Source organism: Planomonospora antibiotica, assembly GCF_014647955.1.
Lineage (GTDB): Bacteria > Actinomycetota > Actinomycetes > Streptosporangiales > Streptosporangiaceae > Planomonospora > Planomonospora parontospora.
The window spans coordinates 1-24,737 of the sequence record NZ_BMQE01000007.1 but is presented as its reverse complement, the minus strand read 5'-3'; the positions used below and the strand labels follow the sequence as shown (position 1 = coordinate 24,737).

Below are 24,737 nucleotides of genomic sequence, written 5' to 3'. Positions count from 1 at the left end.
AATTTTGCACACAGCTGTTTTACTCATACGCGAAGCCCTCCCCTGAGCTTCCGGGTTGAGCAGGACGTATTGCCTGATTCGCGCATAACCTGTAGAGCACTTCGTCCTGCACGCTTCCCCGAACCTTTAACCACCACGGTGTGCCCATGAGTCTTCGACTTGACGCCGATCCGGCACGGTCATCGGCGCTGCTCGATCAGTTCGAGTCCAGTTGGAAGCCACGACTGCCTGGCATCTCGCTTCTGACAGAGCTCGAGGTCGACAAGGAAACCGTCGCGGAGGTCTCCCGCGCCCTTGGCCATCTCTACCGGCGCAAGGTCCTCAAGGGCCAGCACCAGTCCCTCTTCGACCGGTGGCCCGGATGCGTCGCGGTGGCGATGAGCGGCGTAGCGGCCCACGACTATCGAGAAGGGACCTTCTGGCGTTACTGGTGGGAGGCGATCGACTACCAGGAGCACGCCGGGCAGCAGGACGCCAAGGCTTGGGGGCAGGCGTTCCTCAACGCGCTGCGCACCTTCCGCCTACCGCTCTTTTCGGAACGTTCCATGAGGTATGTCGGGCCGATCCTCATGCACGCCGGCATCCCCACGTTCTGTCTGGAGCGCTTCTTCAACCTCCTCCTCCAGCGGCGTTCCGCAGACCCCGGCCTGGACGCGGACACCTTGCTGGCCTGGGCCGTCGGACGGGAGAACCGCCTGCGCGGTCTGCACGAACCGGCTCAATGGTTCATCCGGTACGGCACGGACCACGCCGTCGACGTCATCGATCGCTGCTTCGACCTCCTCGACCGGCTGCGCGCGGGCGACCATGACTTCGACGGCCTTGGTCTCCCCGCCCGCTATCTCGACCAGGCGCAGGCCTTGTTCGCCGACGACCGCCTCGATCCAGGGCACCGGACAACGACGGACATGCGTCCGCGCCGTACGGAACGGCCCAGACTGGCCATAGACCCCTTCGGGCAGGGTGTCCGGATCATCCTGCCGCCGGTGGGCGACACCCCGGACGGAACCGCCCGCTGGTCCGTCACCGTGGACGGCGTCCAAAGCATGGTCAAGAGCCGGTCCATGTGGCTGGGCACCGCCGAAGCCGCGCCCAGCACCTCCTTCGCGATCGCCAGACCCGCGCGTGTCGCCCAGGTCTCCCTGTACGGCGCCGCACACGAATCCGAGATCGGCATCGTCGACTCGGACGACCCTCTGCTGATCTTCAAGGAGAACGGCGACCGCCTCCCCGATCACCTGGCGGTGCCTCCGGACTCGGTGTGGCTGCTGCATCCCGACGACCGCGAGCCGGTGGCCGACGTTCCGCTGCGAACCGTCGTGACAGGCTCGCTCCCCATCGGATGGGACGGCTGGCGGCTCGTCCAGGTGGCGCTGGAAGGGGCGACCTGGATCGGCCTGTCCGGGGAGCAGACCCGGCGCCGTCCGGTGCGCGGGCACAGCAAGCCCCGAGTGATCACCGGTGAGCCACTGACGGGTGTCACCACGCCTTACGGCTCACCGGTCTTCTCCGAACCGCCCGCCATCTGGCTGCCCGCCGAGACGACCACCACCTGGCTGGTCGATGTCCGCCCGGCGGCGGGAGGGAACAGCGTCTTCAGCGACTCGTTCACCGTCAACGAGCCCACCGAGGTCTCGGACGCGCTGTGGAGCGAGGTGCCCCAGCCGATCCTGGGCGCGTTCGAGATCACCGTACGAGGACCCATCGGCCGGAGCACGCGCAGGACCGTCTTCATCGCCGAAGGACTGACCGCGCGGTTCACCCCCCAAGTGCGGCTCTTCGCACACGGCGGCCTGGTCGCCGGGCAGGCGGCGATCGAGACCTTGCCCGGCATGACGGCGGAGCCCGCACTGTCGGCCTACTCGCCCATCGAGCAGAAGCACGTCGTCACCTGTAGTGCCGGGCACCGGAGCGAGCCCTTGATCGTTGCTCCGCCCTCCATGAAGGTCCTGACCCAGGAGCGGGACCAGAGCCCGCAGTGGGGTTTCGGACCGGTACGGCTGGTCACCGAGAGCTTCGACGAGATCGAGTCACTCCAGATCGAGGTCCCCGGCCTCAGCACGCTGCCGCCGATGGAACTGCTCGTCGGCGGCAGAAGCGTCCAGGAGCTCGCTCCGGCCGGCCGGGGCCGCTACAGCCTGAAACGCGCCCAGGACACCATCGCTCGGCACCACAGCGCGGAGCTGGTCCTGCCGCTCGCCGGTCGTGCGATTCCCATCGGCAGCGTCCGTCCCAACCAGCTGGCCACCGGCGTCTCCGACCAGGGTGATCACCTGCGACTCGAGGGGTGCGTCTGGGTCGAAGGCCTGACCGCGGGAATCTATCTCTGCACCGCCCCCTGGCGCGAAGCGGAGATCGTCACCGTCAAGGAGGACGGCTCCATCCCGCTCCCGCCCGACCTGGTCGGCGCCGGGCCGATGCACGTCCGTCTCTCCGTGGAGAGCCCCTGGTTCTTCTCGGAGTGGCCGCGATGGCCGCACCCGAGGGAAGTGCTCAAATGCGAGACCGCCGGCCAGTACGGCGGGGCCGACGACGAGGAGCGGTTGCTCTCCGGATACCTGGCCGGGGCCAATCGGCTCCCTGAGCACGTGTCCCGGCTGGACCGGCTCTGGACCATCGTCGACCTGGCCAACCGGATCGACTACACGTCGGCGGCCCGGCGGATCGAGGACTGCGCCTCGCTGCTCCGTAGACACCCCGAATCGATCCGCTCCCTGCCCGACGCCGCCCTCCCACCGGACCGGGCGATCGTCGCGCTGGTGACGACCGGGCTCGCCGCGGCAGGCGTCGACGACTACCGGGAGACCGACGATCGTCTCTGGCGTAGATCACCTCTCGTGGCGGCGCTGCTGACCGGTCCGGTGCTCGCCGAGCTGGCTGAGGACTCGGATCTGCTCGCCGAGATCGAGGCCGAGTGCGGCGAGTCGGCGGCTGCCATCCTCCGGGGAGAAGGTGATCCCCATCCGGAGGCCGGACAGTTCGACCGGTTCGCGGAGCTGATGGATCGCCGTAGCCCGGAAGAACTCGAGCAGGTCTGGTCGAACGCTCAGCTGGTCCCCGCCGGCCTGCTCGACAGGGACACCCGGGTCGCCGCCGCACGGCAGCTCTTCGACGAACGGCACCGCCGCGACGGCCGGATGCTCTCCGCGAAGGCCGCTGACGTGCTTCGCGAAGCCATGGCCATCCGGGTGACCGAGTATCGCGGTCTGGAGCAGTACATCGAGGCCCGCTGCCATCCGCAACGGCGCGACGGCTGGGTGTCCCTCTCCGCCATGTCCATCGCATGCGCTCTGATCGCGCGGACAGCGGCCCGCGGCCACGAGGGCTGCCAGCACCTCGAACGCGAATTCCGCCCACTGTGGCGCGCACTGTCCAAGATCGCCCCAGAGCTGACAGCGCTGGACCTCGTCCGTGCCGAACTTCTCCTAGCCGAGCGGATCAGTCGGCCCAACAAATAGATCTTTGTGCCACCAACCGTATGTGCCAGATACCATTTATGTGCACTACCAGCACCGTTCTCATCAGTATGAGGCATTCGTTGCTCAACACGCCATCACAAGAAGAACTGATCGCGGCCGAACTCGAGCGCCGCGCTCGTAAGCGAGCGGCGAGATCAGAAGCAAGCGCCGTTGATCTCGTAATGGAAGGCTGGGCCAGCCTCGGGGTTCAGGCAGCAGACACCGTCGCCGCCATCCGTCAGGCCCTGGAGCAGCTTCTACAGGACAGCCGTATCACCGATCGCAACCACCGTGATGTCATCAGCCGCGCTGTGACAGAGATCCCCGATACGGCCTTACCTTCGGCCTTGAAGGCGGCTCTTGCCGATCTTGATCCAGTTCAGCTCGTCATAAATCTCCACCGGCTGATCGAGGCCGGAATTCCATGGGTGAGCGATCGGGGCATCCGCCGGGTCGCCCTTTTAGCGGCGCCTCGACCGCAGCTCGGCACAGTACGCCCGCTCGACTCTACGTTGTTGGACGGAGACCTCTACTGGCGCCTGTATCTCGCCATCTTAGGCCACCCCGCCCAGATCCATCCAGAAGAAACTATCCCGATCATCTCCCAGCTTCCACTGCCGATTGTCGATGATCTCATCGACATGGGAGTGATCGGCAGAGAGGACGAGCCATGGGAGCACCGTGAGGATAGCCAGGAGGCGGTCTATCTAAGAGCACGTCTGGCGCCCGAGTCCATCTCGCGCGCCGATGCGGAGCACATCGGCTGGAAGGAAAACGTGGCCCGACATGATTTCCTGAATGGAGAACCTGTCAACGGTGACGAATTGTTGGAAAAGCTCGCGGCCCTGTACACAGGTGACACCGATAGCTTCTTCGATCTACGGACTGTCTTACCTCCCGCTCAGCGATCCCTGCTCGATGAGATTCTGGAGGGAGCCCGCATCGGTAGGTGGCCTCAGCATGTCACCGCCGACAGAGGGCTCTGGGGACTCCTCGTCGAGCAGTGGGCCGCATCTGTTCGGGAGAGCGATGAGCAGCACGGGTCCGATGCCTCCCGCGGATCAAGGTTGATAAATGCCACGCACAGCGAATTTCATTCCTGGTATGTGCTCTGCGTCGTCTACAACTGGATCTTGGCAGGGCAGGTCGAATGGGCAATCGAACAGGCCAAGAGCCTGGAGAAAATTAAGAGCACTTCCCCTTCACTCCAGGTTGAGATCAACAACCTGCTGGCCTATCTCGCACAGAAGCCTAATGAGCAGAGATACGAGGACCTGACAAAAGCGGAGAAACTTCTATCCGAAGTGCGCGACCTTCACCCAAGCATCAGGAACAATCTCACCTTGGTCCAGGATCGTCGCATGCTCTCCATGAACGACCGCACCTCCTGGGAAAACCCATACTTCACACTCGGACTTCCCCATGGAAGTCCGGATTGGAATGAACAGTGGCAGAAACTGAGCGTCGCTTACCGCGACGACATTGAGAAGTCATCCATAATAAATGAGGCTCTAGAAAGAATTCAAGCCGCCAGGAAATTCGGATCACATTTCTTCTCGCTCCCCTTGGAGCCAGAAATAATGCACATCCCTAAAGCTCGATCAGGAGCTCTCATTCCACCACTTTCACCACTCTCTCGTCAAACAACCACTAACCAAGATGAATTGCAATTCATAAAATCACTAACAGCCCACCTTCTAATAGAAGATTTCTTCCCCGCATCCAAAGATTGGAATGGCCATGAGTAAAGATAAAAAATATTCAAAAGGGATGGGTCCCGCCAAGGAATGGAATGGACTGAAGGATAATAAGCCCTCAAAGGAGACAATTAAATCAATCGCCGATCTCGACGAAGAATCCTTGCAGGCCATTAAAAGGCAGCTGAGACACGAGCTGACTCCTCAAATTCGCAAAGAAGTGTATCTTGAGTACACTGACACAGAGCGCTTCAGGCTGGAGAAGCGAGTTCGAGCCGATTTGGAGAAAAAATTCAAAGAAAAAATTGACTCACTCAAGAAGGAAGTTGATTCAAAACTGCTAGATCCTGCTCAATTGCTAGCAGAGTTCAACAACCATGCCGGCAAGATATTTGATCAATACATCACAGAAGGGGTGATATCAAAGCAACAAATATCAACGGTCCTCCGACAAGCCGTCTTGGAAGCATTACGTACGAGAAAGATGCATCATGCTGTAATAATTCGCCTGGATCGTCTTTCCCTCCGAGGGGCAAGTTCAAGTCAGTTCCGTGAGCACATCTCGGACTGGCTTAGCGAAGCAGGACTGCGCAGAATTGAAGAAATTGAAGACATGAGAAATTTCACCATGCAGGGCGACGAGACCGATGGAAAATTTCTTCAACTTCTTCAGCCCGCCTACGTTGACTCGCGTACCGGTCAACTTGTTCAGGCAGGCCAGGTTAAAGCCATCATCAACCCTCGTCACACTAAAGGCGGAAAAATATTTGCAAGACCGGACGCCGACGAGTCTATTACGCCAACCCAGGAATAGAAATGACTACTGGAATTGACTTTGGAACAACCAACTCGGTTGTTGCTCAATGGAATGGCACGGAGGTCGAAGTTCTCGCCCTCGATGCCGAAAATCTAGATTCAGACTGGTTCTATTCATCCTTTGAAAACATTTTTCCATCAATAGCCGGACAGAGCGCACTCCGCTCAGGGCTGCTCTACGGGTGGGAAGCGAAGCTCCGCTCAGAACATGCCATTGAAGCGTGCAAGCGTATGCTAATCAGTGAGGGTGGAGTCCAGGTAGGTGGCCGCCGATTCCCTGCTACTAGCGTTGCCGCTGGTGTTTTCTCCGCCATGCGGGATCGGGCCAGGACTCAGCTCACTGAAATCGATAGCGCGGTTATCACCGTTCCGGCCAATGCCAAGGGAGGGGCTCGGTATCGAACCCGAGCCGCGGCCGTGGCAGCCGGCATCCAAGTGAAAGCCCTACTCAATGAGCCAACTGCGGCAGCTCTGGCGTACACACATTACATCCAGCAGAACGGCACCATCATGGTGTTCGACTGGGGTGGCGGCACAATCGACGTCACCGTACTGGAACACAGAGATGGTTTCTTCCACGAGAAGGCATCACGTGGTATCACCCAGCTCGGTGGCCTCGAGATCGATGAAAGACTCCGCGAGCTCATCATCCGCAAGAACGGAAGGATACCCGATTTCAGTCTTGCCGACGAACGCCGGTTCGCATTGGCTATAGAACGTACGAAGATCCGGCTCTCCACCGAAGATGCGGTTTTCCTCGACGTACCGAACGGAAGGCATATCCAGGTAACCCGCGACGAGTTCGAGAGCGTCATCGGCGATCTGATCGAGCGTTCTCTTCAGCCAGTCCGGATGTGTCTGAATGACCTGGGGATCGATCCGATCGAGATCGATGACATCCTCATGATCGGTGGGACGAGCCAGATGCCGTGCGTTCGACGGGCGGTCGAGCGGGTGATGGACGACGAGACTGTAAATCCCGGGTTGTGCGAGCCGATGACCGCTGTCGCCCGTGGAGCGGCTCTGGCTTCAGCGATATTCAATCGCGAGATCGACGGCATGCTGCGGGTCTCCTCCATGTACGCCCTCGGCACCAGCACCACTGATAAAGAGAGCGGCAAGAAGGTCTTCAGCACGATCATCCCCGAGCGTTCACCCCTCCCCATCATCCGAGAGAAGAGCTACACGCCGATCGACGACTATCGGCAGCGGCTGTCCATCCCTGTGTGGGAGGCCGATCCCAACACTCCTCTGGATGACGAAGAGAACTTCCAGCTCACGACTCTCCGGCTGGAATATCCAGAGCCTCTCCCCCGGGAAGAAGCCGAGTTCCTGCTCAAGTACACATACACGGACGACGGCCTGCTGAGAGTCAAAGCCACACTGGCCAAGACCGGCGAAGTGGTGCTCGACCAGGAGGTAAAAGAGTTCACCCACGGCGACTCCATCTCCCCTGAGGAAATCAAGACACAGCTTCGCGAGCTCAGTCTCACGCCTCCTCTGCGGACCCTCCGACCCACCGCTCCGGTTGCCAATTCTCCGCAGTTCAGTTCCGCTCCGGCCACGTCGGCTCCAGCAGTGCCTATTTCCACCCCGGTCCGGGAGTTCGTGATCGACGGTTCCAATATCGCCTGGGCCGGAGGGGACATCAAGCTCGGTGACACCCCGAGCTTCGCCCGTCTGCTGGAGGCCGTCGACGCGCTCAAGAGCGAATTCCCCGGTGCGGTGGTGGACGTGATCGTCGATGCCGCCCTGGCTCACCAGCTGCCCTACCTCGAGCGGGAGGAGCTGAAGCAGGCCATGCGCTCGGGTCTCGTCACCCAGGTGCCGGCGGGCACCAATGGGAAGGCTGATCGTGTGGTGACGACCCTTGCCGCCCGTAAGAATGCGGTCGTGGTGACCAATGACAGCTACAAGGAGCTCCAGTCGGAGTTCCCCTGGCTGCTGGACGAGGGCCGGGTGCTCGGCGCGACAAATCCGGGTGGCGTCTGGCTCTTTCTCAAGCGGACACCTGTCCGGCCGCGCAGGCCCGACGTCAACGGGCTCTGACCAAGACCTCCTTCGATCTTCTCTCAGCCATCGGAGCTCACCGTGGATCCGCTGAAGACAAGTGCTCTCATTACCGACACCTACCGGCGCTACCTGCGATCGTTGTTGCCCATGCGCGACCCGAAGATCGCGGAAGCGCTGGTCGCGGAGATCATGAACAGCCCGATGCTGACCAAGGGACCGTTGCTGGAGGCCACGCCCCCGTACGCGACGGGGGCGACGCTGCGACAGCTCATCGGAGAGAAGGTGCTCTCGCCCTCGTTCGAGGAGCTGGGCAGCAAGGCCCTCCCCCTGGACCGGGCGCTCTACCTGCACCAGGAGAGGGCGATCAGGAAGGCCGCCGACGGCCGGAACCTGGTGGTCGCGACGGGCACAGGTTCGGGTAAGACGGAGTCCTTCCTCCTGCCGATCCTGAACTCGTTGATCACCGAGCACTCGAACGGCACGCTCGGGCCCGGCGTACGCGCGCTGCTCCTCTACCCGATGAACGCGCTCGCCAACGACCAGCTCAAGCGCCTGCGCCAGCTGCTGGCGGCCACGCCGTACATCACCTTCGGCCGGTACACCGGGGACACCAAGGAGCACATGCATGAAGGCCTCGCGCAGTTCGCCGAGCTGAACCCCGGGCAGCAGCCGTTGAAGAACGAGCTGCTGAGCCGTCAGGAGATGCGGGACAAGCCCCCGCACATCCTGCTCACCAACTACGCGATGCTGGAGTATCTCCTGCTCCGCCCCTCCGACATGGACCTGTTCGAGGGGGACCACGGCGGGCACTGGAAGTTCATCGCGCTCGACGAGGCGCACGTCTACGACGGCGCCAAGGCCGAGGAGCTCGGCATGCTCCTGCGCCGCCTGCACGACCGGGTCGCGCCCAAGCAGCGCCTGCAGTGCATCGCCACCAGTGCGACCGTGGGTGACGAGCCCGAGGCCGTGATGGAGTTCGCCTCGAAGCTCTTCAACGTGCCATTCGAGTGGGTCGAGGGCGACGCGAGCCGTCAGGATCTGGTGAACGCAACCCGGGTGACGATGCCCCAGGGTCCGTTCTGGGGCCCGCTCTCCGCGGAGCAGTACAAGGAGCTGGCCCGGACGGAGGATCTCAACGACGCGCTGGGCTGGCACGTGGCCGGTGAGTACGAGCACTCCGCCATCGCTCTGGCCCACGAGCACGCGATGGCCCATCTCCGGAGCACGCTGTCCGGCGGCCCCAAGGCATTCGGTGACCTCGCCCGGCTCCTCTTCGGCGACCAGGAGGACCCGGAGGGAGGTCTGGCGGCGCTGGTCGAGGTCGGCAGCCGGGTGAAGGACCCGTCCGGCACCGCCGTGCTGTCGGCGCGGTACCACCTGTTCGCCAGGGCCACGGAGGGCGCTTACACCTGCCTGACCGGTCAGGGCCCCCATGTCTCACTGAACCGGCACGAGACCTGTCCCACCTGTGACGGGGCCATGTTCGAGCTCGCCGGGTGCAAGCGGTGCGGCGCGGCGCACCTGATGGGTGCCGTCGTCAACGCTTCGGGGGGATTCGTCTTCACGCCCCGGATCACCCATGACAATCCCCGGGCCTGGCTCCTGCTGGACGACGCTCCCGAGGTCGCCGACGAGGACGAGGACACGCTCTCCGACGCCGCGCCGACCGAGGGTCAGACCGCCTACCTGTGCCCGCGCTGCGGGGCGCTGCACAGTTCCGCGCAGGCGTTCTGCGGCAGGAACGGCTGCGGCGAGACCACACTGCGGCCGGTCCGGAAGCTGAACACCAAGGCCGCCTCCCCCACCGGCTGCCTGGCCTGCGGCGGCCGAGGTTCCGGCACCATCCGGCAGTTCGACAGCGGCCGGGACGCCACCGCGGCCGTGCTGGCGACGGCCCTGTACCAGCAGATCCCGCCGGCCCCCGATCCGGAGACGGCCGACCATCCCGGTGAGGGCCGCAAGCTCCTCGCCTTCAGCGACAGCCGCCAGCAGGCCGCCTTCTTCGCCCCTTACCTGGAGACGAGCTACTCCGGGCTGCAGCACCGCCGCCTCATCATGGAGGGCCTGCGAGAGGCCTCCGAGAACGGTGACCCGGTGAGCGTGGCCACGCTGGTCTTCTACGTGACCAAGGCGGCCAACAAGGCCGGCGTCTTCCCCGCCAAGGACGACGACTCCACCAGGCAGCGGGCCGTCGCGCTGTGGGTGATGCGCGAGCTGCTCGCCCTGGACGAGCGGCAGTCGCTGGAGGGCCTGGGACTGGTCCGGGTGGAGCTGCTGCGGGACCCCTCGTGGCTGGTGCCCCCCGGCCTGCTCGCCCTGGGCCTGTCCGAGGACGAGTGCTGGGACCTGCTCCAGGAGCTCGTACGGTCGCTGCGCACCCAGGGTGTGCTCACCATGCCGGAGAACGTCAACCCGCAGGACGAGGCGTTCCAGCCGCGGACCGGCCCGATCTATGTCCGGAGCGACGGGTCGGAGGCCAAGTTGAAGGTGCTGAGCTGGCTCCCCACCCGGGGGGTGAACCGGCGGCTGGACTATCTGAAGCGGGTGCTCACGGCAGTCGGCTCACCGGTCGATCCGAAGCAGGTCCTGGAGGGCTGCTGGCAGTTCCTCACGGTGCAGAACGGGCGGCAGAAGGTGCCGTGGCTGCCGAGTGACAGTCCGCGCAAGGTCGGTGTGGTCCACCAGATCGACCACACGATGTTGCGGCTCTCCGCCGCCGAGAAGCTCTACCGGTGTGACCGGTGCCGCCGGTTCACCGGGGTCAGCGTGCGCGGCGTCTGCCCGATGATGAGCTGCTCCGGCAGCCTCGTTGAGGCGACGGCGGACCGCGACGACCACTACGCGACGCTGTACCAGACCATGACGCCCATCCCGCTGACCGCCATGGAGCACACGGCCCAGTGGACCGGCACCAAGGCCGCGGAGATCCAGCAGCAGTTCGTCCGGGGCGTGCTGAACGTGCTGTCCTGCTCGACGACGTTCGAGCTGGGCGTCGACGTCGGTGAGCTGCAGACGGTGATGCTGCGCAACATGCCGCCGACCACGGCCAACTACATCCAGCGCGCCGGTCGTGCGGGCCGGCGGGCGGACTCCGCGGCGCTGGTGCTCACCTACGCCCAGCGCCGGCCCCACGACCTGTCCCGCTACGCCGAGCCGGAGACGATGATCGCGGGTCAGGTGCGCGCGCCGTACGTGCCGCTGGGCAACGAGCGCATCGACCGGCGGCACGCGCACTCGGTGGCGATGGCCGCGTTCTTCCGGCACGCGAAGGCGACCAGCGGCGAGGTCTGGCGGAACGCGGGTGAGTTCTTCCGCGGCTCCCAGGGCGCTCAGGACGCGCCGTGCAACCGGGTCCTCGACTTCCTCACGCCCGTTCCCGCCGAGATCACCGAGACCCTGCGGCGAGTGCTCCCCCCGGAGGTCCAGGGCGAGATCGGGGTGGAGTCGGAGAGCTGGGTGATCAGGCTCTGCGATCTCCTGGACAAGGTCCGCGACGAGCTCGATCAGGACATCACGCTCTTCGAAGAACGCATCGCCGAAGCCGTGCAGGGCCGGAAGTTCCAGATCGCCGACCGCTTCCAGAAGACCATCAACACGTTGATGAGGCGCAATCTCATCGGGTTCCTGGCCAACCGGAACGTGCTGCCGAAGTACGGCTTCCCGGTGGACACCGTGGAACTGCGGACCACGCACTGCGACGGCCAGGTGGGGGCCACCCTGGATCTGGCGCGTGACCTGTCCAGTGCCATCTACGAGTACGCGCCGGGCGCCGAGGTGGTGGCGGGCGGTCAGCTGTGGACGTCGGCCGGCATCTACCGGCTACCCGGACGTGAGCTGATCAGCCGCAAGTACTACGTCTGCCGCAACTGTGGTCACTTCCGGTACGTCGGGCAGGACCCGGAGGCCATCTGCCCCGGCTGCCAGACGCCGGCGGAGTCAGTGCCACGAGAGTACTGCGTGCCCGAGTTCGGCTTCGTCGCGGAGCGCAAGACCCGCAAACCTGGGACCGAGCCGCCCAAGACCTCGTGGAACGGCGCCACCCACGTGGTGCAGCTGGCGGCCGACCCGGTGGAGTTCAACTGGCGTACGGCGGGCGGCATGATGGTGCGGGCCCGGTCCGGGGAGCGTGGCGTCATGGTCGCGCTGTCCGAGGGGATCGGCGGCGCCGGCTACCTCATCTGCGACTGGTGCGGCTGGGCGACCCCGAATCTGGGCCGGAAGGCGCCGAGCCACTCCAGCCCGCTCCGCCAGGCGGAGTGCAAGGGGCAGTTGCAGTGGCGTTCCCTGGCGCACCGCTACGAGACCGACATCCTGGAGCTCTGCTTCGACGGGCTGAGCATGCCGTGGGCAGAGTGGCTGTCCACGCTGTACGCCCTGCTCGAAGGTGCCGCCTACGGGTTGGAGATCAGCCGCGACGACATCGACGGGACGGTCCACTCCGGGGCCGACGGCAAGACGAGCCTGGTCATCTACGACACGGTGCCCGGCGGTGCCGGGTCCGTGATGCGGATCGCCAGGGGGTTCGACATCGTCGGCGAGACCGCGCTGCGGCGCATGTCAGCGTGCGAGTGTGGCGAGGAGACGTCCTGCTACGGGTGCCTGCGCAACCGGCGCAACGAGCGGAACCACGAGTTGTTGAGCCGGGGCACCGCACTCAAGGTCTTGCGGCTCCTTGCCGGAGACGGACCACTGAAGGTGGAAGAGGGGTAACGGTGCAGAACGGCGGCCTGACCATGGTGGGCAGGCCGCCGTTCAGCACCGCGACAGGGTTGCCGTGTAGTCAGAGAACCGTCCAGCGCGCCGGGTCGTGCAGGACCGCGGCGGCCCCGTCGAGGTCGGCAAGGCGTGCCGCGAGCGTCGCCTCAGCGAGCCGTTCCGGCAGGGCGACGCTGAACTTGAGCCCGTTGAGTGCCTTACGGTCGACCTCGGGAAGCGCGAGCCGGTCGGCGGCACCGGTGACGGCCCTCTTCCACATCTCGGGAGTGAGGTCCTCACGGAGCCGGAGGGAGTCTTCTTCGACACGCTGTCCCGGGCTGACGGCTCCCGCCAAAGTGGACACCAGCGTGGCGTTGGCCCGAAACCCGCCCCAGGTCCACCACCGGATCTCCCCGCTGGGGTCGCGGATGATGACGGTCCCGTCGGGATGCACCGTCTCGGAGGCCCCCTCACGGACCGCCGACAGCCGGTCTCTGGCCCGCTGGGTGAGGTGCACCGGCGGGTCTTCCCCCAGCAGGACCGCGCGCATCGCGCGGGTGAGCTCGAACGACAGGCCACTCAGTCCACTCGCGCTGTTCCAGCGTGCCTTGCCCCGCCCGTCCGCCGGTTCGACGAAGCAGCGTCGCCGCCGCCAGTCGATGTAGGTGACCTGCCAGGTTCGCCCGCCCAGCAGGAGAAGCCGCGGGCCTTCGATCTCCTCTGTCAGAAGGGCGGGGTCGGTGCGGCCGACCTCTTTCCGGCCTGACAGCACGGTGAACTCGGGGACCGCGGTGAAGACGGAAGTCATCTCCATGAAGTGCCGTCGGCCGAAACGGCGCTCGGCCTCCGGACCGATGAACAGCATGCCGGAGTCCTCGTCCAGGAACCCATGGGTGACGAGGTGCCGCACGATCGGGTCCGCCGCGCCGCCGAACGGCCCTAATCCGTTCCACCAATCACGCCACAGCTTGTCGCCGACCCTGTGCTCCTGCAGGCAGAGCGCGAGCAACTGCTGGGCGACGATGTGACGGGGTTCGGGAGGAGCGGTGACCGGTTCAACCCAGCCTCTCCCCCACAGGGTCAACAGCCCGGCCGCCCGCAGGAGTGCGTCCTCCGTCAAGGCGAGGAACAGGCAGTTGCGCAGGGTTCCGGCCCGCCGTCCGGTACGGCCGAGCCGCTGCAGGAACGACGCGACGGTATCCGGGGCGTTGATCTGGATGACGCGATCGAGGTCACCGACGTCGATGCCCAGTTCGAGTGTGGAGGTGGAGACGATGACGCAATCGCGGGCCTCGGCGAAGGCCGCTTCCGAGCGGCGCCGTTCGTCCACTGAGAGCGAGGCGTGGGAGAGGAAGGTGGTGATTCCAAGCGCCCGGAGGGAGTGGCCGAGTTCCTCGACCAGTTGCCGGGAGTCGCAGAAGACCAGTCGTTTCTCTCCCTGGTGCAGAGCGGCGATCACTTTGGCCGCGTTCGCCACCGAACCGACGTAGTCGAGTTGGATGTCACCGGAAGGAGCGGTCGGCGCGCCGGAGGGCAGGTCGGGAGCGATCACCAGTGAGGGGCGGGTGCTGGTCCCCTGCAGCCAGGCGAGCAGCTCGGCGGGGTTGCCGACGGTGGCGGACAGGCCGACACGCTGGATGGGTCGGCCGATGAGCCGGGTGAGCCGTTCCAGGACCGCCAGCAGGTGCCAGCCGCGGTCGTCTCCGGCGAAGGCGTGCACCTCGTCGACGACGATGGCCTGCAGCCCGGAGAAGAACTGCCGGTGGTCCACGTTGACGCTCACCAGCATCGCTTCGAGCGACTCCGGTGTGGTCAGCAGCACGTCGGGCCGGTTGGTGAGGATCCTTTTGCGTGCCGGACCGCTCACGTCACCGTGCCAGAGGGCGACGCGTCGGCCGATCCACTCGGCGTACCGCTCCAGGCGCGGGAGGAGGTTGTTGAGCAGTGCCTTAAGCGGGCACACGTACAGGATCGCGGTGCCGCTCCAGTTGGCCGTCGCCATCCTCGACAGCAGCGGGAACATGGCGGCCTCGGTCTTGCCTCCGGCCGTGGGAGCGAGCAGGAGCGCGTCGGCCCCTTCCATCAGAGGACCGGTGGCGGCTTCCTGCAGGGGGCGCAGCGCCGGCCAGCCCAGCGTGTTGACGACGTGATGCACCAACGTGGGATGCAGCCGTGTGAGCGTCATGGGAGGTCCAGATCGACCTCATCGACCGAGACCGCGGGCCGTACCATTGCGCTGCCCGAGGCGGCGTTGCTCTCAACGTCGGTGAGTTCCACGGCCGACAGGGTGAGTGCGTAGTGCTTGCGCGGGTCGAAGTCGTCGAACTGGTCGACGCGGTCGAGCACGTCCACGAGTTTCCGCAGGAAGATCCGTGGGGCGACGCCTACCTGCCCGCCGAGTCCTCCGGCGACGGCCGAGGCCAGTTCGGCGACGTAGTCGTCGTCGACGACAGCGGAGACACGGCCAGGCGCGGACGCGCCGGACGCGTACAGGTCGCGGACCTTCCTGCCAAGCTCGCCCAGCGATTCGAGTGAGAAGCCGGGCAGCCGGATCTGGATCGCCCGGGGGTTGTCGAAGCGCGCGTCGGCGGTGAAGTCGACGGCGAGCCGCTGTGCCAGCGGGGTGAGCCGCTGCACGCCCTGGGGCCCGTCGTAGAACGCGGGCGTCCCGGTGATCAGGAGGTAGAGGCCGGGGAAGCGGCCCGAGTGGACTTCGTCGATGAGCTGCCGCAGCGAGTTGAGCGCTTTGTCGCGCGCGTCGGAGCGGACCCGCTGCAGGGTCTCCACCTCGTCGAGCACCAGCACCAGGCCAGGGTGGCCGGAATCCCGGAGCACGGCCAGCAGCCCTTGGAGGAAGCCCAGTGCCCCGAAATGGTCAAGGTCGCCGCGGACTCCCGCCGCCCGGCGGGCCGCGGCGGCGACATTCGGCTGCCCGCCCAGCCAGGCGAGAATTGCCTCGGCGGTCCCCATGTCACCGGCAGCGAGGGCGTTGCGATAGCCGCGCAGTGCCGCGGCGAACGTCGGCGCGGATCGGCTGACCTCTGCCAGCCGCTGGACGAGGAGTTCCTCGACGGCGGCCTCCAGCGCCATCCCGTCCAGGGAGGGGTCCGCCGCGAGGGCGTCCTCCTCCAGGACGTAGAACCACGCGTCGACCACGGGGCGCAGCGCGGACGGCGCGTACGACGCCGTGGAGAGCCGCTCGGTGAGTCGCCGGTAGACGGTCTCCAGCCGGTGCAACGGCGTCTCGTTCTCCGATACCTGGACCTCGGCGGTGGCCATACCTCGCTGTTTGGCCTGCTCGGCGAGCCAGCGGCTGAAGAACGTCTTGCCGGAGCCGTACTCGCCGCGGACCGCTTTGAAGACCGCGCCGCCGGAGGCGATGGTGTCCAGCTCCGTAGCCACGGCGGAGTCGAACCGGGCCAGGCCCACCGCGAGCAGGCCCAGCCCGGACTGGGGCACCGCCCCGTTGCGGAGCGCGTCGATGACCTCGCGGCGCCGCGCGGCGCTGACCGGGCCGACCGTCACCTCTTACCGTCCTCTCAGCCCGAACTGCTCGCGCAGCAGCGCCACGTCGAGCTTGAGGGTGCGCCCGTTGTCGGTGACGCTCAGCACGGGATGGTTGTCGATGTTGAAGACGCGTCCGAGGACGGCGGCGAACCCGGCGGCCCGCACCGTGGCCTCACCGGCCCGTTCCGCGACCACCGGGAGCGGGAGCACTCCTCCGGACTCCAGCAGCGCCGTGAGCACCGCTTCGATCTTGCTGGTCGGGACCTTGCGGGGCAGCAGCTTCTGCTGGGCCTGGAACAGCTCGGTGCCGAACAGTTCGGCCACGAGCGCCTTCTCGGGCGCAGGGGCGGCCTCGGCGGGTCGCGCCTCGATCTCGAAGAGACCCGGTCCCTCCGGCTGGTCCTGCTGCTTCTTGGTGCTCTTCTTCGCTCGGGGCGCGGTCGGTGCGGCGGGCGCGGGCGGCGTTCGCTCCCCGGCGTCGAGCGACCACCAGGCGGGGCGCTGGTCCGGCAGGGCGCGCCAGCCGGCCGGGGCGGCGGCTCCCAGCGGCAGGAACGCCAGCAGCGGGATCGTCACCTCGGCCAGTGACGCGCCGCCGTGGTAGCCGGCCTTCTTGTCGGTGTAGCGGACGTAGGGGTCCCAGAGAGCGACGATCCGGCCGTCCTCGACCGCCACCCGCGTCCCGGCCAGCTCCATCTCCCCCGCGCCGACAGGCGCCCCGGCGGCGCGGTGCCGGGCCGACCCGGCGCCGTCGACACGGCGCAGGTCGCCTCCGCGTTCCAGGATGTGGCCGTGGTCGCTGGTGAGGATGACCGCGCGCCCCTGGTAGCGGGCGTGGTCGAGCAGCGCCCGCATCCCGGCGATGTCGTCGATGCGCCAGGGCACGTCCGCGCGTCCCTTGTCGAGGCTGTCGTCGATGGTGTTGAGGACGACGGCGACCGCGGTGTCCTCGTCGTTCAGCGCCCGGACCAGCTCGTCTCCGAGGGTCTCGCCGGCCTCCCCGGGCAGGCCCCCCTTGTGGAAGAGCCTGGCCTTGCGGCCCTTCCAGAACGCGTGCGCGCCGAAGGCCGTACTCTCCTCCTTCTGCCCGCCGGTGGTGACGCGAGCGGCCAGCAGGCTGGCGCGCGACACTTGGGTGAGGGTGGGCAGGGCAGCGAGCACGCCCCGGCGGCGAGGCTCCTGCTCGGACAGGTGGACAGGGTCGTACTCCTCCCACCGCTCGGCGCGCAGTTCCTCGCCGAGCGCGGCGGCGACGGCCGCGCTCATCCCGTCCAGGACCAGGAGCAGCACAGGACGCCTCTTGCCGCTCGCGCCCGCGACGAGCGGGGCCACGACGCGCGGCAGCACCGTCTCGACGGTGAGGATCTCTCCCGGGTCGTTCCCGGCCGCGGTGAACGCGGCCAGCCGGGCGGCGAACTCCTCGTCCAGGGCGCGCCGCCGCTCGCGGACGATCTCGTACAGTTCCCGGTAGGCGGCCTGCAGCGTCTGGTCGAGCTCCTCGCCCGCCCAGATGTCGTCACGAGCCCGGTCGACCCAGCCCCATTCCGCGATCTGGCCCTGCAGGGCCGTGCCAACGCCTGTGACGTGCGCGCCAGAGGAGACGGCGAGCCACTGGACGAGCCGCTGCGCCATCTCGGCCCGCCGTACCCGGTGGGCGTGCACGTCGGCCAGCCTGTGCCGGCGCAGCTCTGCGATGGCCCGCGCCAGGTCCGGCACCTTCCACTGGTCGGCGATGCACGTCTTCAGCGCCCGGGCGACCTTGGCGACGCGGGCGTCGAGGCTGGAGCGGAGCAGCAGGCTGTGCCGTACGGCCTGGCCGGCGTCGAACTGGACGGCCAATTCCTCGGCCCGGTCGAGTACGGCGTGCGCCTGCCGGGCGGCGTTCTCGTCGCGCCGGTCGGCCAGCATCCAGCCGACCAGCTGCTCGGCGGCGGCGGCGAACTCCCGGACGGCCCGGTCGGTCACCTTGGTCTCACCGGGCCGGGCCATGGCGATGTAGGTCAGCACCCCGCCCTGGGCACGCTGCGCGTCGGCTCCGGCGCCGGGGTGCCAGAGCGCTGCGCAGACCAGTCCGAGCGCCAGGGCGTCCATGCCGTGGCCCGCCTCCACGAGGGGGAACAGCACCTCGGCGGTTCCCCCGGCACACTCCGCGAGCCAGGCGACCAGTCCGTCACGCTCGGCCTCCCGCAGTGTGCGGAACGCCTCGACCTGTTCCCGGTCCCTGCTCCACAGCAGCAGCGCGGCGGCGTCGATGTTCTCGGGCGCGACGCCGAGGCGGTCGAGCCGGAGGCGCCGGACGGCCAGGGCGCGCATCGCGGTGTCCCGGGTGAGCAGGGTCCCGGCGAGGCGCGGCCAGCCGCCGGGCGGCATGGCGTCCAGCAGCGCCTCTCCGGCCCAGCTCTCGGCGGTCAGGCGGGGGTCGAGCTGCTGTGCGCCGAAGCTCTCCTCGATCAAGCGCCACGGCTCGACCATGAAGACCCGCTGCCGGATGGCGCGGCTGAGCAGCCCCGCGCCGAGCTCGTTCTCCTCGGCGCCGGTGAGCACCACCAGGATGCCCTCATCGTCGCTCTCGACATGCTCGGTGACCTGTTCGAGCACGGCGAGCGGCGAGACGCAGGAGACGATCCGGACCTGCCGGTCGCCGACGGTCAGCGGGCTGAAGCCGTTGCCGGACGGCTGGGCCCGCATCAGCAGGACCTTCTCGTCGCGACCGGCGTACTTGCGCAGCAGCCTGGTCACCTCCTGCTCCAGCGCGGCGGAGGTGACGGGCAGGACGCGGCCGGTCACCGCGGGCGGGGAGTCCTGTGCCGTCACGGTTCGACCACCTCCCAGGTGACCTTGACGGTGGCGCCGGGGTGCTTCGCCGCGATCTCCTCGGCGAGGGCCGCCAGACCGGTGATGTGGACCGTGGCGGTCCCTCCCGTCCGCTTCGGAGGCTTCGGAGGCTGCGGAGGCTGCGGGCCGGGGCCGATCGCCTTGCTCAGCAGCTCGGTCGCCGCTTTGGAGGCTGCCGAGAGCGCCGGACCGAGTCCCACCACGAACTCGTCGGCCGCCGCCGTCTCCCGGAGTCTGGCGAGGATTCTCTCGGCCTCTTCCCGGTGCGGGTCACCCAGCGAGGCGATGAGCCGGAAGTTCTCCCAGGGGGCGTTGCGCAGCGCGGCGCAGACCGCCGCGGCGCTCTTGATGCTCTTGCCGATGTACTGAGCGGGGCCGTCGACTCCGGCGATCCTGCGGATGACCTCCAGCCGCTCCTGCTGCTCCTGAGCCAGCCCGTCGAGCAGGTCGGCCGCGATCCTGGCGGTGTGCAGCCGTCCGCGCTCCGCCGCGGGGTCCAGCCCGAGCATCTCCTCGTGGGCCTCGAGCTCTCCGACGAGCCTGCGCGCGTCGTCCGTGTGACGCCGTGCCTCCTCGCAGAGCTGCCGGGCGAGGATCGCCACCAGCCGCGCCTTGCGCGGCTGCGGCGGGTTGAGCCCGAAGATCTCCATGGCCCGCAGCCGCGCCGCCTCCCAGGTCTCCTCGCCGGGGAGCGGCTCGTCCCGCAGGGCCATGTCGTCCTTGACCTGGTTCAGCTCGGGGGTCGTCCGCTCGACGACGCCCCGGTGGACGAAGGCCCGGTCCGTCTGCTCGGCGAAACACGCGACGACCAGGTGGGCGACCGGCTTCTCCAGGCCGCGGGCGTCGGGCAGGTCGATCCAGTCGAGCAGCTTGGCCAGGCGCAGGTCGCCGGTGACGCCCTCCTTGTGCGCCTGCTGGTGGAAGTGCTGACGCCAGTACGAGCCGAGCACGAACTTCGCGTCGTGCATCTCTCCGATGAGCAGCGGGTTCGCGATCCGGCGCATGATCGCGCGGTGCGGCTTGTCGACCTCCAGCGGATCGCCGGGCTTCTCGGCGGCCCGCCGCACGTACTCCAGCACGGTCTTCAGCTCGGCGGGCTTGACCGTGACACCGGTGCGCTCCAGGTCGAAGTCGGGATGCGCGGGAAACTGCACGGCCAGCATCTGGTCGGCGAGGGAGCGCATCGCGTCGGAGAGCTTGGCTCCGGAGGCCAGCCGGGGACGCAGCCCCTCCTCCAGGGAGAACAGGTGGTCGTCGAAGCCGGTGACGACGTCACCGGACTGCTTGGTGGTCAGCCCGTACGCCTGGCGGAGGGTCTCGGTCAGCTTGCCCTGCAGGACGTTGCGCTGCTCGGTCAGGGTCTGGCGGGCCCGGTGCCGGTCGGTCGGGTTCAGGTGACCGGCGTGCTCGTCGAACCGCTGCCCGGAGAGCACGTAGTCGAGGATGACGAGCTGGCGCAGGTCCTGCATGCGCTCGACCGAGAGCGAGGCGGGCACCCAGGCGACGGTCCGCCCGTGCACGCCCCGGGCGATCATGGACTGGATCCGGTTGCGGTCGTCGGCGGGCGTGTGATCGCCGGAGTCGAAGGGGTAGTCGATGACCACCCGCCAGGCGGTGGGGTCAGCGGGCTGGAAGGCGTCGTCGCGCAGGTCGTGCTCGTCGCGCACGTTCCCGAAGACGACCTCCACGGAGCGCCGGCTGCCGCGCCAGGTCAGGTCGAACCGGTCGCCGCTGTACTGCCCGGTCTCGGCGACGCCGAGCTCGGTGTAGAGCAGCCGCTTGACGAGGCTCTTCCAGGCGCCCTCGGTGCTGGCGAACCGGGCGGTGGACAGGATCGACTCCACGTCCACGCCGACCAGCTCCAGGCCGACGCCGGGGTCGTCCCCCTTGACGAACTTGATCTCGGTGAACCGGCCCGCCCACTCCTCGACCTTCCGGGCGACCTGGGTGACCTCCATGCCGGGGATCGGGGGGCTGACGAAGCTGCCGTGGTTGAGGGCCGCGAGCCTGCCGGCCGTCAGGTTGTGCAGGGCGGGCACGGTGGGTGCGAGTGCCGACAGCAGCAGCGTCTTCATCAACCGGTCGTCACCGGCGAGCGCCTTCGCCTTGGCGGCCTTCTCCGGGTCGTCGCCGTCCTGCCCCTTACGGGCCCGGGCGACGTCGTCCTCGGTGAGGCCGTACTTGTCCAGCAGGTACGGCCTCAGCCGCGACCCGTAGAGCTTCTGCGCGGCCTCGAACTCCACCTTGAGCTTCTGGGTGAACGGTTCGTCGCCGCCCTCGGTGATGACGTCGTAGAGGTCTCCGAGCGGGATGAGCTGGCCGAGGCGGAGCTCGTCGCGGCGGCGGATCAGCAGGCGGCGCATCAGCTTCAGCGCCGTGCGGGACCGCTGCAGCGCCGCCGACAGGTGGACCAGCGTGTCCATGAAGGCCGGGCTGAACGGGTAGGTCTTGCGGAACGCCTCGATGTCGGCGCCGGTGCCGGTCCCGCTGCCGAGCAGGGTGTCCCAGACCTGCTGGCGCAGCTTGGTCGCCTGGTCGAAGGCGCGCGCGATGGCGGCGTCGGACTCGGCCGCCGGCTCCCTGCGGCGGAGCACTCGCTCGCGGGCGATCACCGGCAGGTTCCGGTCCTCCAGCGTGATCGTGTCGAAGCGGGCCTTGGCCAGGTCGAGGGTGTCGAGGATGCTCAGCTCGGTGGTGCCGGTCACCTGCTCGCCGAGCGCCTCGCGCAGGTCGCGCTGGCGGGCGATGAAGCTCACCACCGGGGCCGGGCGGTCCGGGTCGCCCGACTCCACAAAGTTCGTGATCTTCTGCATCTCGCGGCTGACGAACTGCGCGTCACCCGCCGAGTTGATCAGCCAGAGCACCAGCTCGTCGAGGAAGAGGATGAGGCTGTCGTAGCCGATCTCCCTGGCGTGGCGGCTGATCTCCTTCAGGCCCGCGTCCAGCGAGACGAACGCCTCGGCGTCCTCCTTGGCGTCGCGGAAGAAGCCCTTGTTCCAGCTCTGCAGCAGGTCGTTGACGAGCCGTCGGCGCAGCTCGTCGCTGTGCGCCCCGGCGAAGGCGGCGTCGAGCTTCTCCGGAGTCCAGAAGGACACACTTTCGCCCCACTCGTCCTCTTCCTCCTCGCCCCCGGGCAGGCCCGCGATGAACGCCTCGTCGCCCACCTGCCGCCGGGTGAAGCGGGCCTGGTCCAGCAGCGCGTCGGTCCGGTGCACCGCCGGGATCGGCGCGTCCGGGTGCAGCACCCGGACGTAGTCGATGTAGCGGCCGAAGACCCGCTGCTCCAGCGACTTGGCGCCGAGCAGGTGGAGCGGGACCAGCAGGAACCTCCTGCCCTCCATCCAGTCGTGCTTGGCCAGTAGCCCGGCGAACTCCGTGCGCTCCCGAGCCGCCTTCTCGCCGCGCAGCAGCGCATGCAGCACCGCCATGAAGTGCGACTTACCGGCGCCGAACGAGCCGTGCAGGTAGGCCGCCTTCGACGCCTGCCCAGTCACCGCGCTCTTGATCAGTCCGAGCGCCTGGTCGAAGTTCTTGACCAGCGACTCGGTGATCACATACTCGCGCAGCGTCTCCTCGGCCTTACTGATCCCGCTGGCGAGTTCCAGGACGAGGTCGCTGTCGCTCATCCCCTCCGGAATGTCGATGACGTCCCGGAGCAACGGCTGCTGGGTCGGTGTGGACATGTCTCCCACGTTAGGTGCGATAGGGGGATGGATTCTGCTCTTCCGGCATGTCAGGAGGGTCGCCGCGCGGACCCGGTCAGGACTGGGCCCGTTTTCCCCGGCCGCGGCCGGTGGCCGGCGGGCGCCACCCGGTGAGGTCCTCGTCGGTGAGGTTGAGGCGGTTCTTGGTCTGGTCGAGGAAGCCCTCGTAGACCTCAGCGGGGCTGGCACCGTAGAGGGCGTCGAACTTCCCGTGCCACTGCCTCACCCAGGGCAATACCTCGCGCAGTCCCGCGAGCAGCGGGCGGAGCTTCTCCGCACCCCAGCCGTCGCCCTGCTCCCGCTCCATGATCAGCGTGGCGAGCGCCTGCGCCTGCTCCCGGTGGTCGAAGCCCGCCCAGCCGAGCAGCAGGGTCCCGTCCTTAGTGGAGGAGGCGCCGTCACGGCTCGCGTAGGGATAGGAGATGAACCGCTCCTTGGGCACGTCGAGCTTGCCGCGGTTGCGCCAGTAGGAGGTCTTGAGGAAGTCGCCGGAGCCGTACTTCGGCGGCACCGGAATCCTGTCCCGGATGCGCTTCTTCGCCTCCTCGGAGTCGGCGGCGTCCTCCTGCCGCTGCAGGTCCCAGATGTGCTCCCAGTCGGCGCGCTTGCGCAGGCCGCTCTCCTTGTAGCGCAGGGCGGCGAGGTACGGCACGTGCTCGTCGGTGACCAGCTCGGCGACGACCTTCTCCAGGTCCTTGCCGGGGGCGTACAGCTCGGCCACGGCGACCACGTCGGCGTCGGGACGGAGCGCGTCGGCGAGCTGCGCGGTGGTCAGCAGCTTCGGCTGCTCCATGCCGTCCATGTGGTCGAACCAGAGCTCACGCCGCTCGAACCGGTCGAGCAGCCACTCCTGCAGCGCCTTCTCCCGCATGGCGTCGAAGCCCTCAGTCGCCCAGCGCCGCTTGCACTCCGGCCGCTCGATCAGGGCGATGTTCCGGTCGGACTCGATGAGCGCGATCCGCCGCTCCACCACCGCGCGGTACTCAGCGGGCCAGTGCGCCGGCAACTCGATAATCGGCGTGGACCCGTGCCGGGCGAACCACTCCGTCTCCACCTCTCCCGTCGCCATCTTGCGGGCGAGCACGATCTCGAAGGCCCTCTCACCAAGGTTCAGCTCCGGTACGGCATGCTCTGGAGCGGTCAGCTCCTCATCGAGGAGGCCGTAGAGCGAGTAGACCTCCCAGTCCAGCTCTTCCTGCGCCGCGATCATCTGACGGCGTGTGGAGAGCCAATCCCGTTGGGCCTTCGCCAACGCTTCCCGAGCTGGTACGGCTTCTGCCGCCACATTGGATGGGTTGACCGATGTCAACTTCTGAGCAAGCGCATCAATCTCGCGTCCACGATCCAACGGCAAACGTCCTGGCAGCGGGAATTCTTTGAGCTTCGTCCCGGTAAACTCGTACCGGTCCGACCATGACTCGGCACTGACCCGTGCGCCTTCGTCTCCGATCGGATCGCCACCCTTGGGATAGCTCACCTGCTTAAGCCAGAAGCATGCAGTGGAGCTATTGAGCACCCCCAACAACTCCAGGTGCTCATCCTCCCCTGCCTCACTAGGCAGGATAATTAGAGGGGCGGACTTATTAGAGACAACTTTTCTCCTGACAAGGGAGAAATTATTGTGAGACGAAACGAATGCATACTCAATCATTCGCTCAGAGTTCAGCTTAGACGGAGAAGTGTATACATAGTCCGACCATCGAAGCCTGCGACTCTCCTTAACTTCACCGAAATAAAGAGTGGAACGGAGACATTCACGGTACGGCCAGAGAATCCCGGATTCGATGTCATCCCTCCACTCCGGAGGAAGCTCGCAAGGATAAATTGCTAAGGTTGACGGATCAAGAGACCAATCTCTAAGACTTTCGCCATCCACAAAAGGCCTTAGGAGACCCGAGTCATGACGAGATGCGGCGGACCGAGGAACAATATACACGGAGTCATCTCCAGTTACTGAGCCGATCATAAGTTTTGGGACTATCGGTGTCGCGGGCCGATGTAGGCCAGATGCG

10 protein-coding genes are annotated in these 24,737 nt (G+C 66.9%); 5 read left to right on the top strand and 5 right to left on the bottom strand.

Features of this window, described 5'->3' with window-relative positions; genetic code table 11:
• The first annotated feature begins 146 nt into the window (after positions 1–146).
• The 5 genes from IEZ06_RS08655 to IEZ06_RS08635 all read left to right on the top strand — a co-directional run bounded on the left by IEZ06_RS08655 (position 147) and on the right by IEZ06_RS08635 (position 12,694).
• Positions 147–3,458 carry a hypothetical protein gene (locus IEZ06_RS08655; RefSeq protein WP_189236159.1) on the top strand — a complete coding sequence of 1,104 codons (3,312 nt, stop codon included), beginning with the start codon at positions 147–149 and terminating at the stop codon, positions 3,456–3,458.
• 80 nt (positions 3,459–3,538) lie between these two features.
• Positions 3,539–5,206 carry a hypothetical protein gene (locus IEZ06_RS08650; protein WP_189236158.1) on the top strand — a complete coding sequence of 556 codons (1,668 nt, stop codon included), beginning with the start codon at positions 3,539–3,541 and terminating at the stop codon, positions 5,204–5,206.
• Positions 5,199–5,969 (top strand): hypothetical protein, encoded by a 771-nt coding sequence (locus IEZ06_RS08645; protein ID WP_189236157.1) that lies wholly within the window; start codon positions 5,199–5,201, stop codon positions 5,967–5,969. The genes IEZ06_RS08650 and IEZ06_RS08645 overlap by 8 nt, the downstream gene beginning before the upstream one ends.
• 2 nt (positions 5,970–5,971) lie before the next feature.
• Complete coding sequence (locus IEZ06_RS08640) at positions 5,972–8,020, top strand: Hsp70 family protein (protein ID WP_189236156.1); 2,049 nt, start codon at positions 5,972–5,974, stop codon at positions 8,018–8,020.
• A 42-nt stretch (positions 8,021–8,062) separates the two neighbouring features.
• On the top strand, positions 8,063–12,694 hold the full coding sequence (locus tag IEZ06_RS08635) for a DEAD/DEAH box helicase family protein (RefSeq protein ID WP_229797895.1): 4,632 nt from the start codon (positions 8,063–8,065) through the stop codon (positions 12,692–12,694).
• A 70-nt stretch (positions 12,695–12,764) separates the two neighbouring features.
• Here the strand turns inward: IEZ06_RS08635 and IEZ06_RS08630 are convergent, their stop codons facing one another.
• The 5 genes from IEZ06_RS08630 to pglX form a co-directional block, all read right to left on the bottom strand.
• The gene (locus tag IEZ06_RS08630) at positions 12,765–14,864 is read right to left on the bottom strand and encodes a DEAD/DEAH box helicase (protein ID WP_189236155.1); all 2,100 of its coding nucleotides are present in this window, start codon (positions 14,862–14,864) and stop codon (positions 12,765–12,767) included.
• Positions 14,861–16,204: a BREX system ATP-binding protein BrxD gene (brxD, locus tag IEZ06_RS08625; RefSeq protein ID WP_189236154.1), complete on the bottom strand. Its 1,344-nt coding sequence runs from the start codon at positions 16,202–16,204 to the stop codon at positions 14,861–14,863. Before brxD ends, IEZ06_RS08630 begins: the two co-directional genes overlap by 4 nt.
• 3 nt (positions 16,205–16,207) lie before the next feature.
• Positions 16,208–19,000: a BREX-2 system phosphatase PglZ gene (pglZ, locus tag IEZ06_RS08620; RefSeq protein WP_189236153.1), complete on the bottom strand. Its 2,793-nt coding sequence runs from the start codon at positions 18,998–19,000 to the stop codon at positions 16,208–16,210.
• Positions 18,997–22,704: a DUF6079 family protein gene (locus IEZ06_RS08615; RefSeq protein WP_189236152.1), complete on the bottom strand. Its 3,708-nt coding sequence runs from the start codon at positions 22,702–22,704 to the stop codon at positions 18,997–18,999. Before IEZ06_RS08615 ends, pglZ begins: the two co-directional genes overlap by 4 nt.
• Before the next feature lie 76 nt (positions 22,705–22,780).
• A complete protein-coding gene (pglX, locus tag IEZ06_RS08610) occupies positions 22,781–24,691 on the bottom strand; it encodes a BREX-2 system adenine-specific DNA-methyltransferase PglX (protein WP_229797894.1) in 1,911 nt (636 codons plus the stop codon).
• Positions 24,692–24,737: the final 46 nt, after the last annotated feature.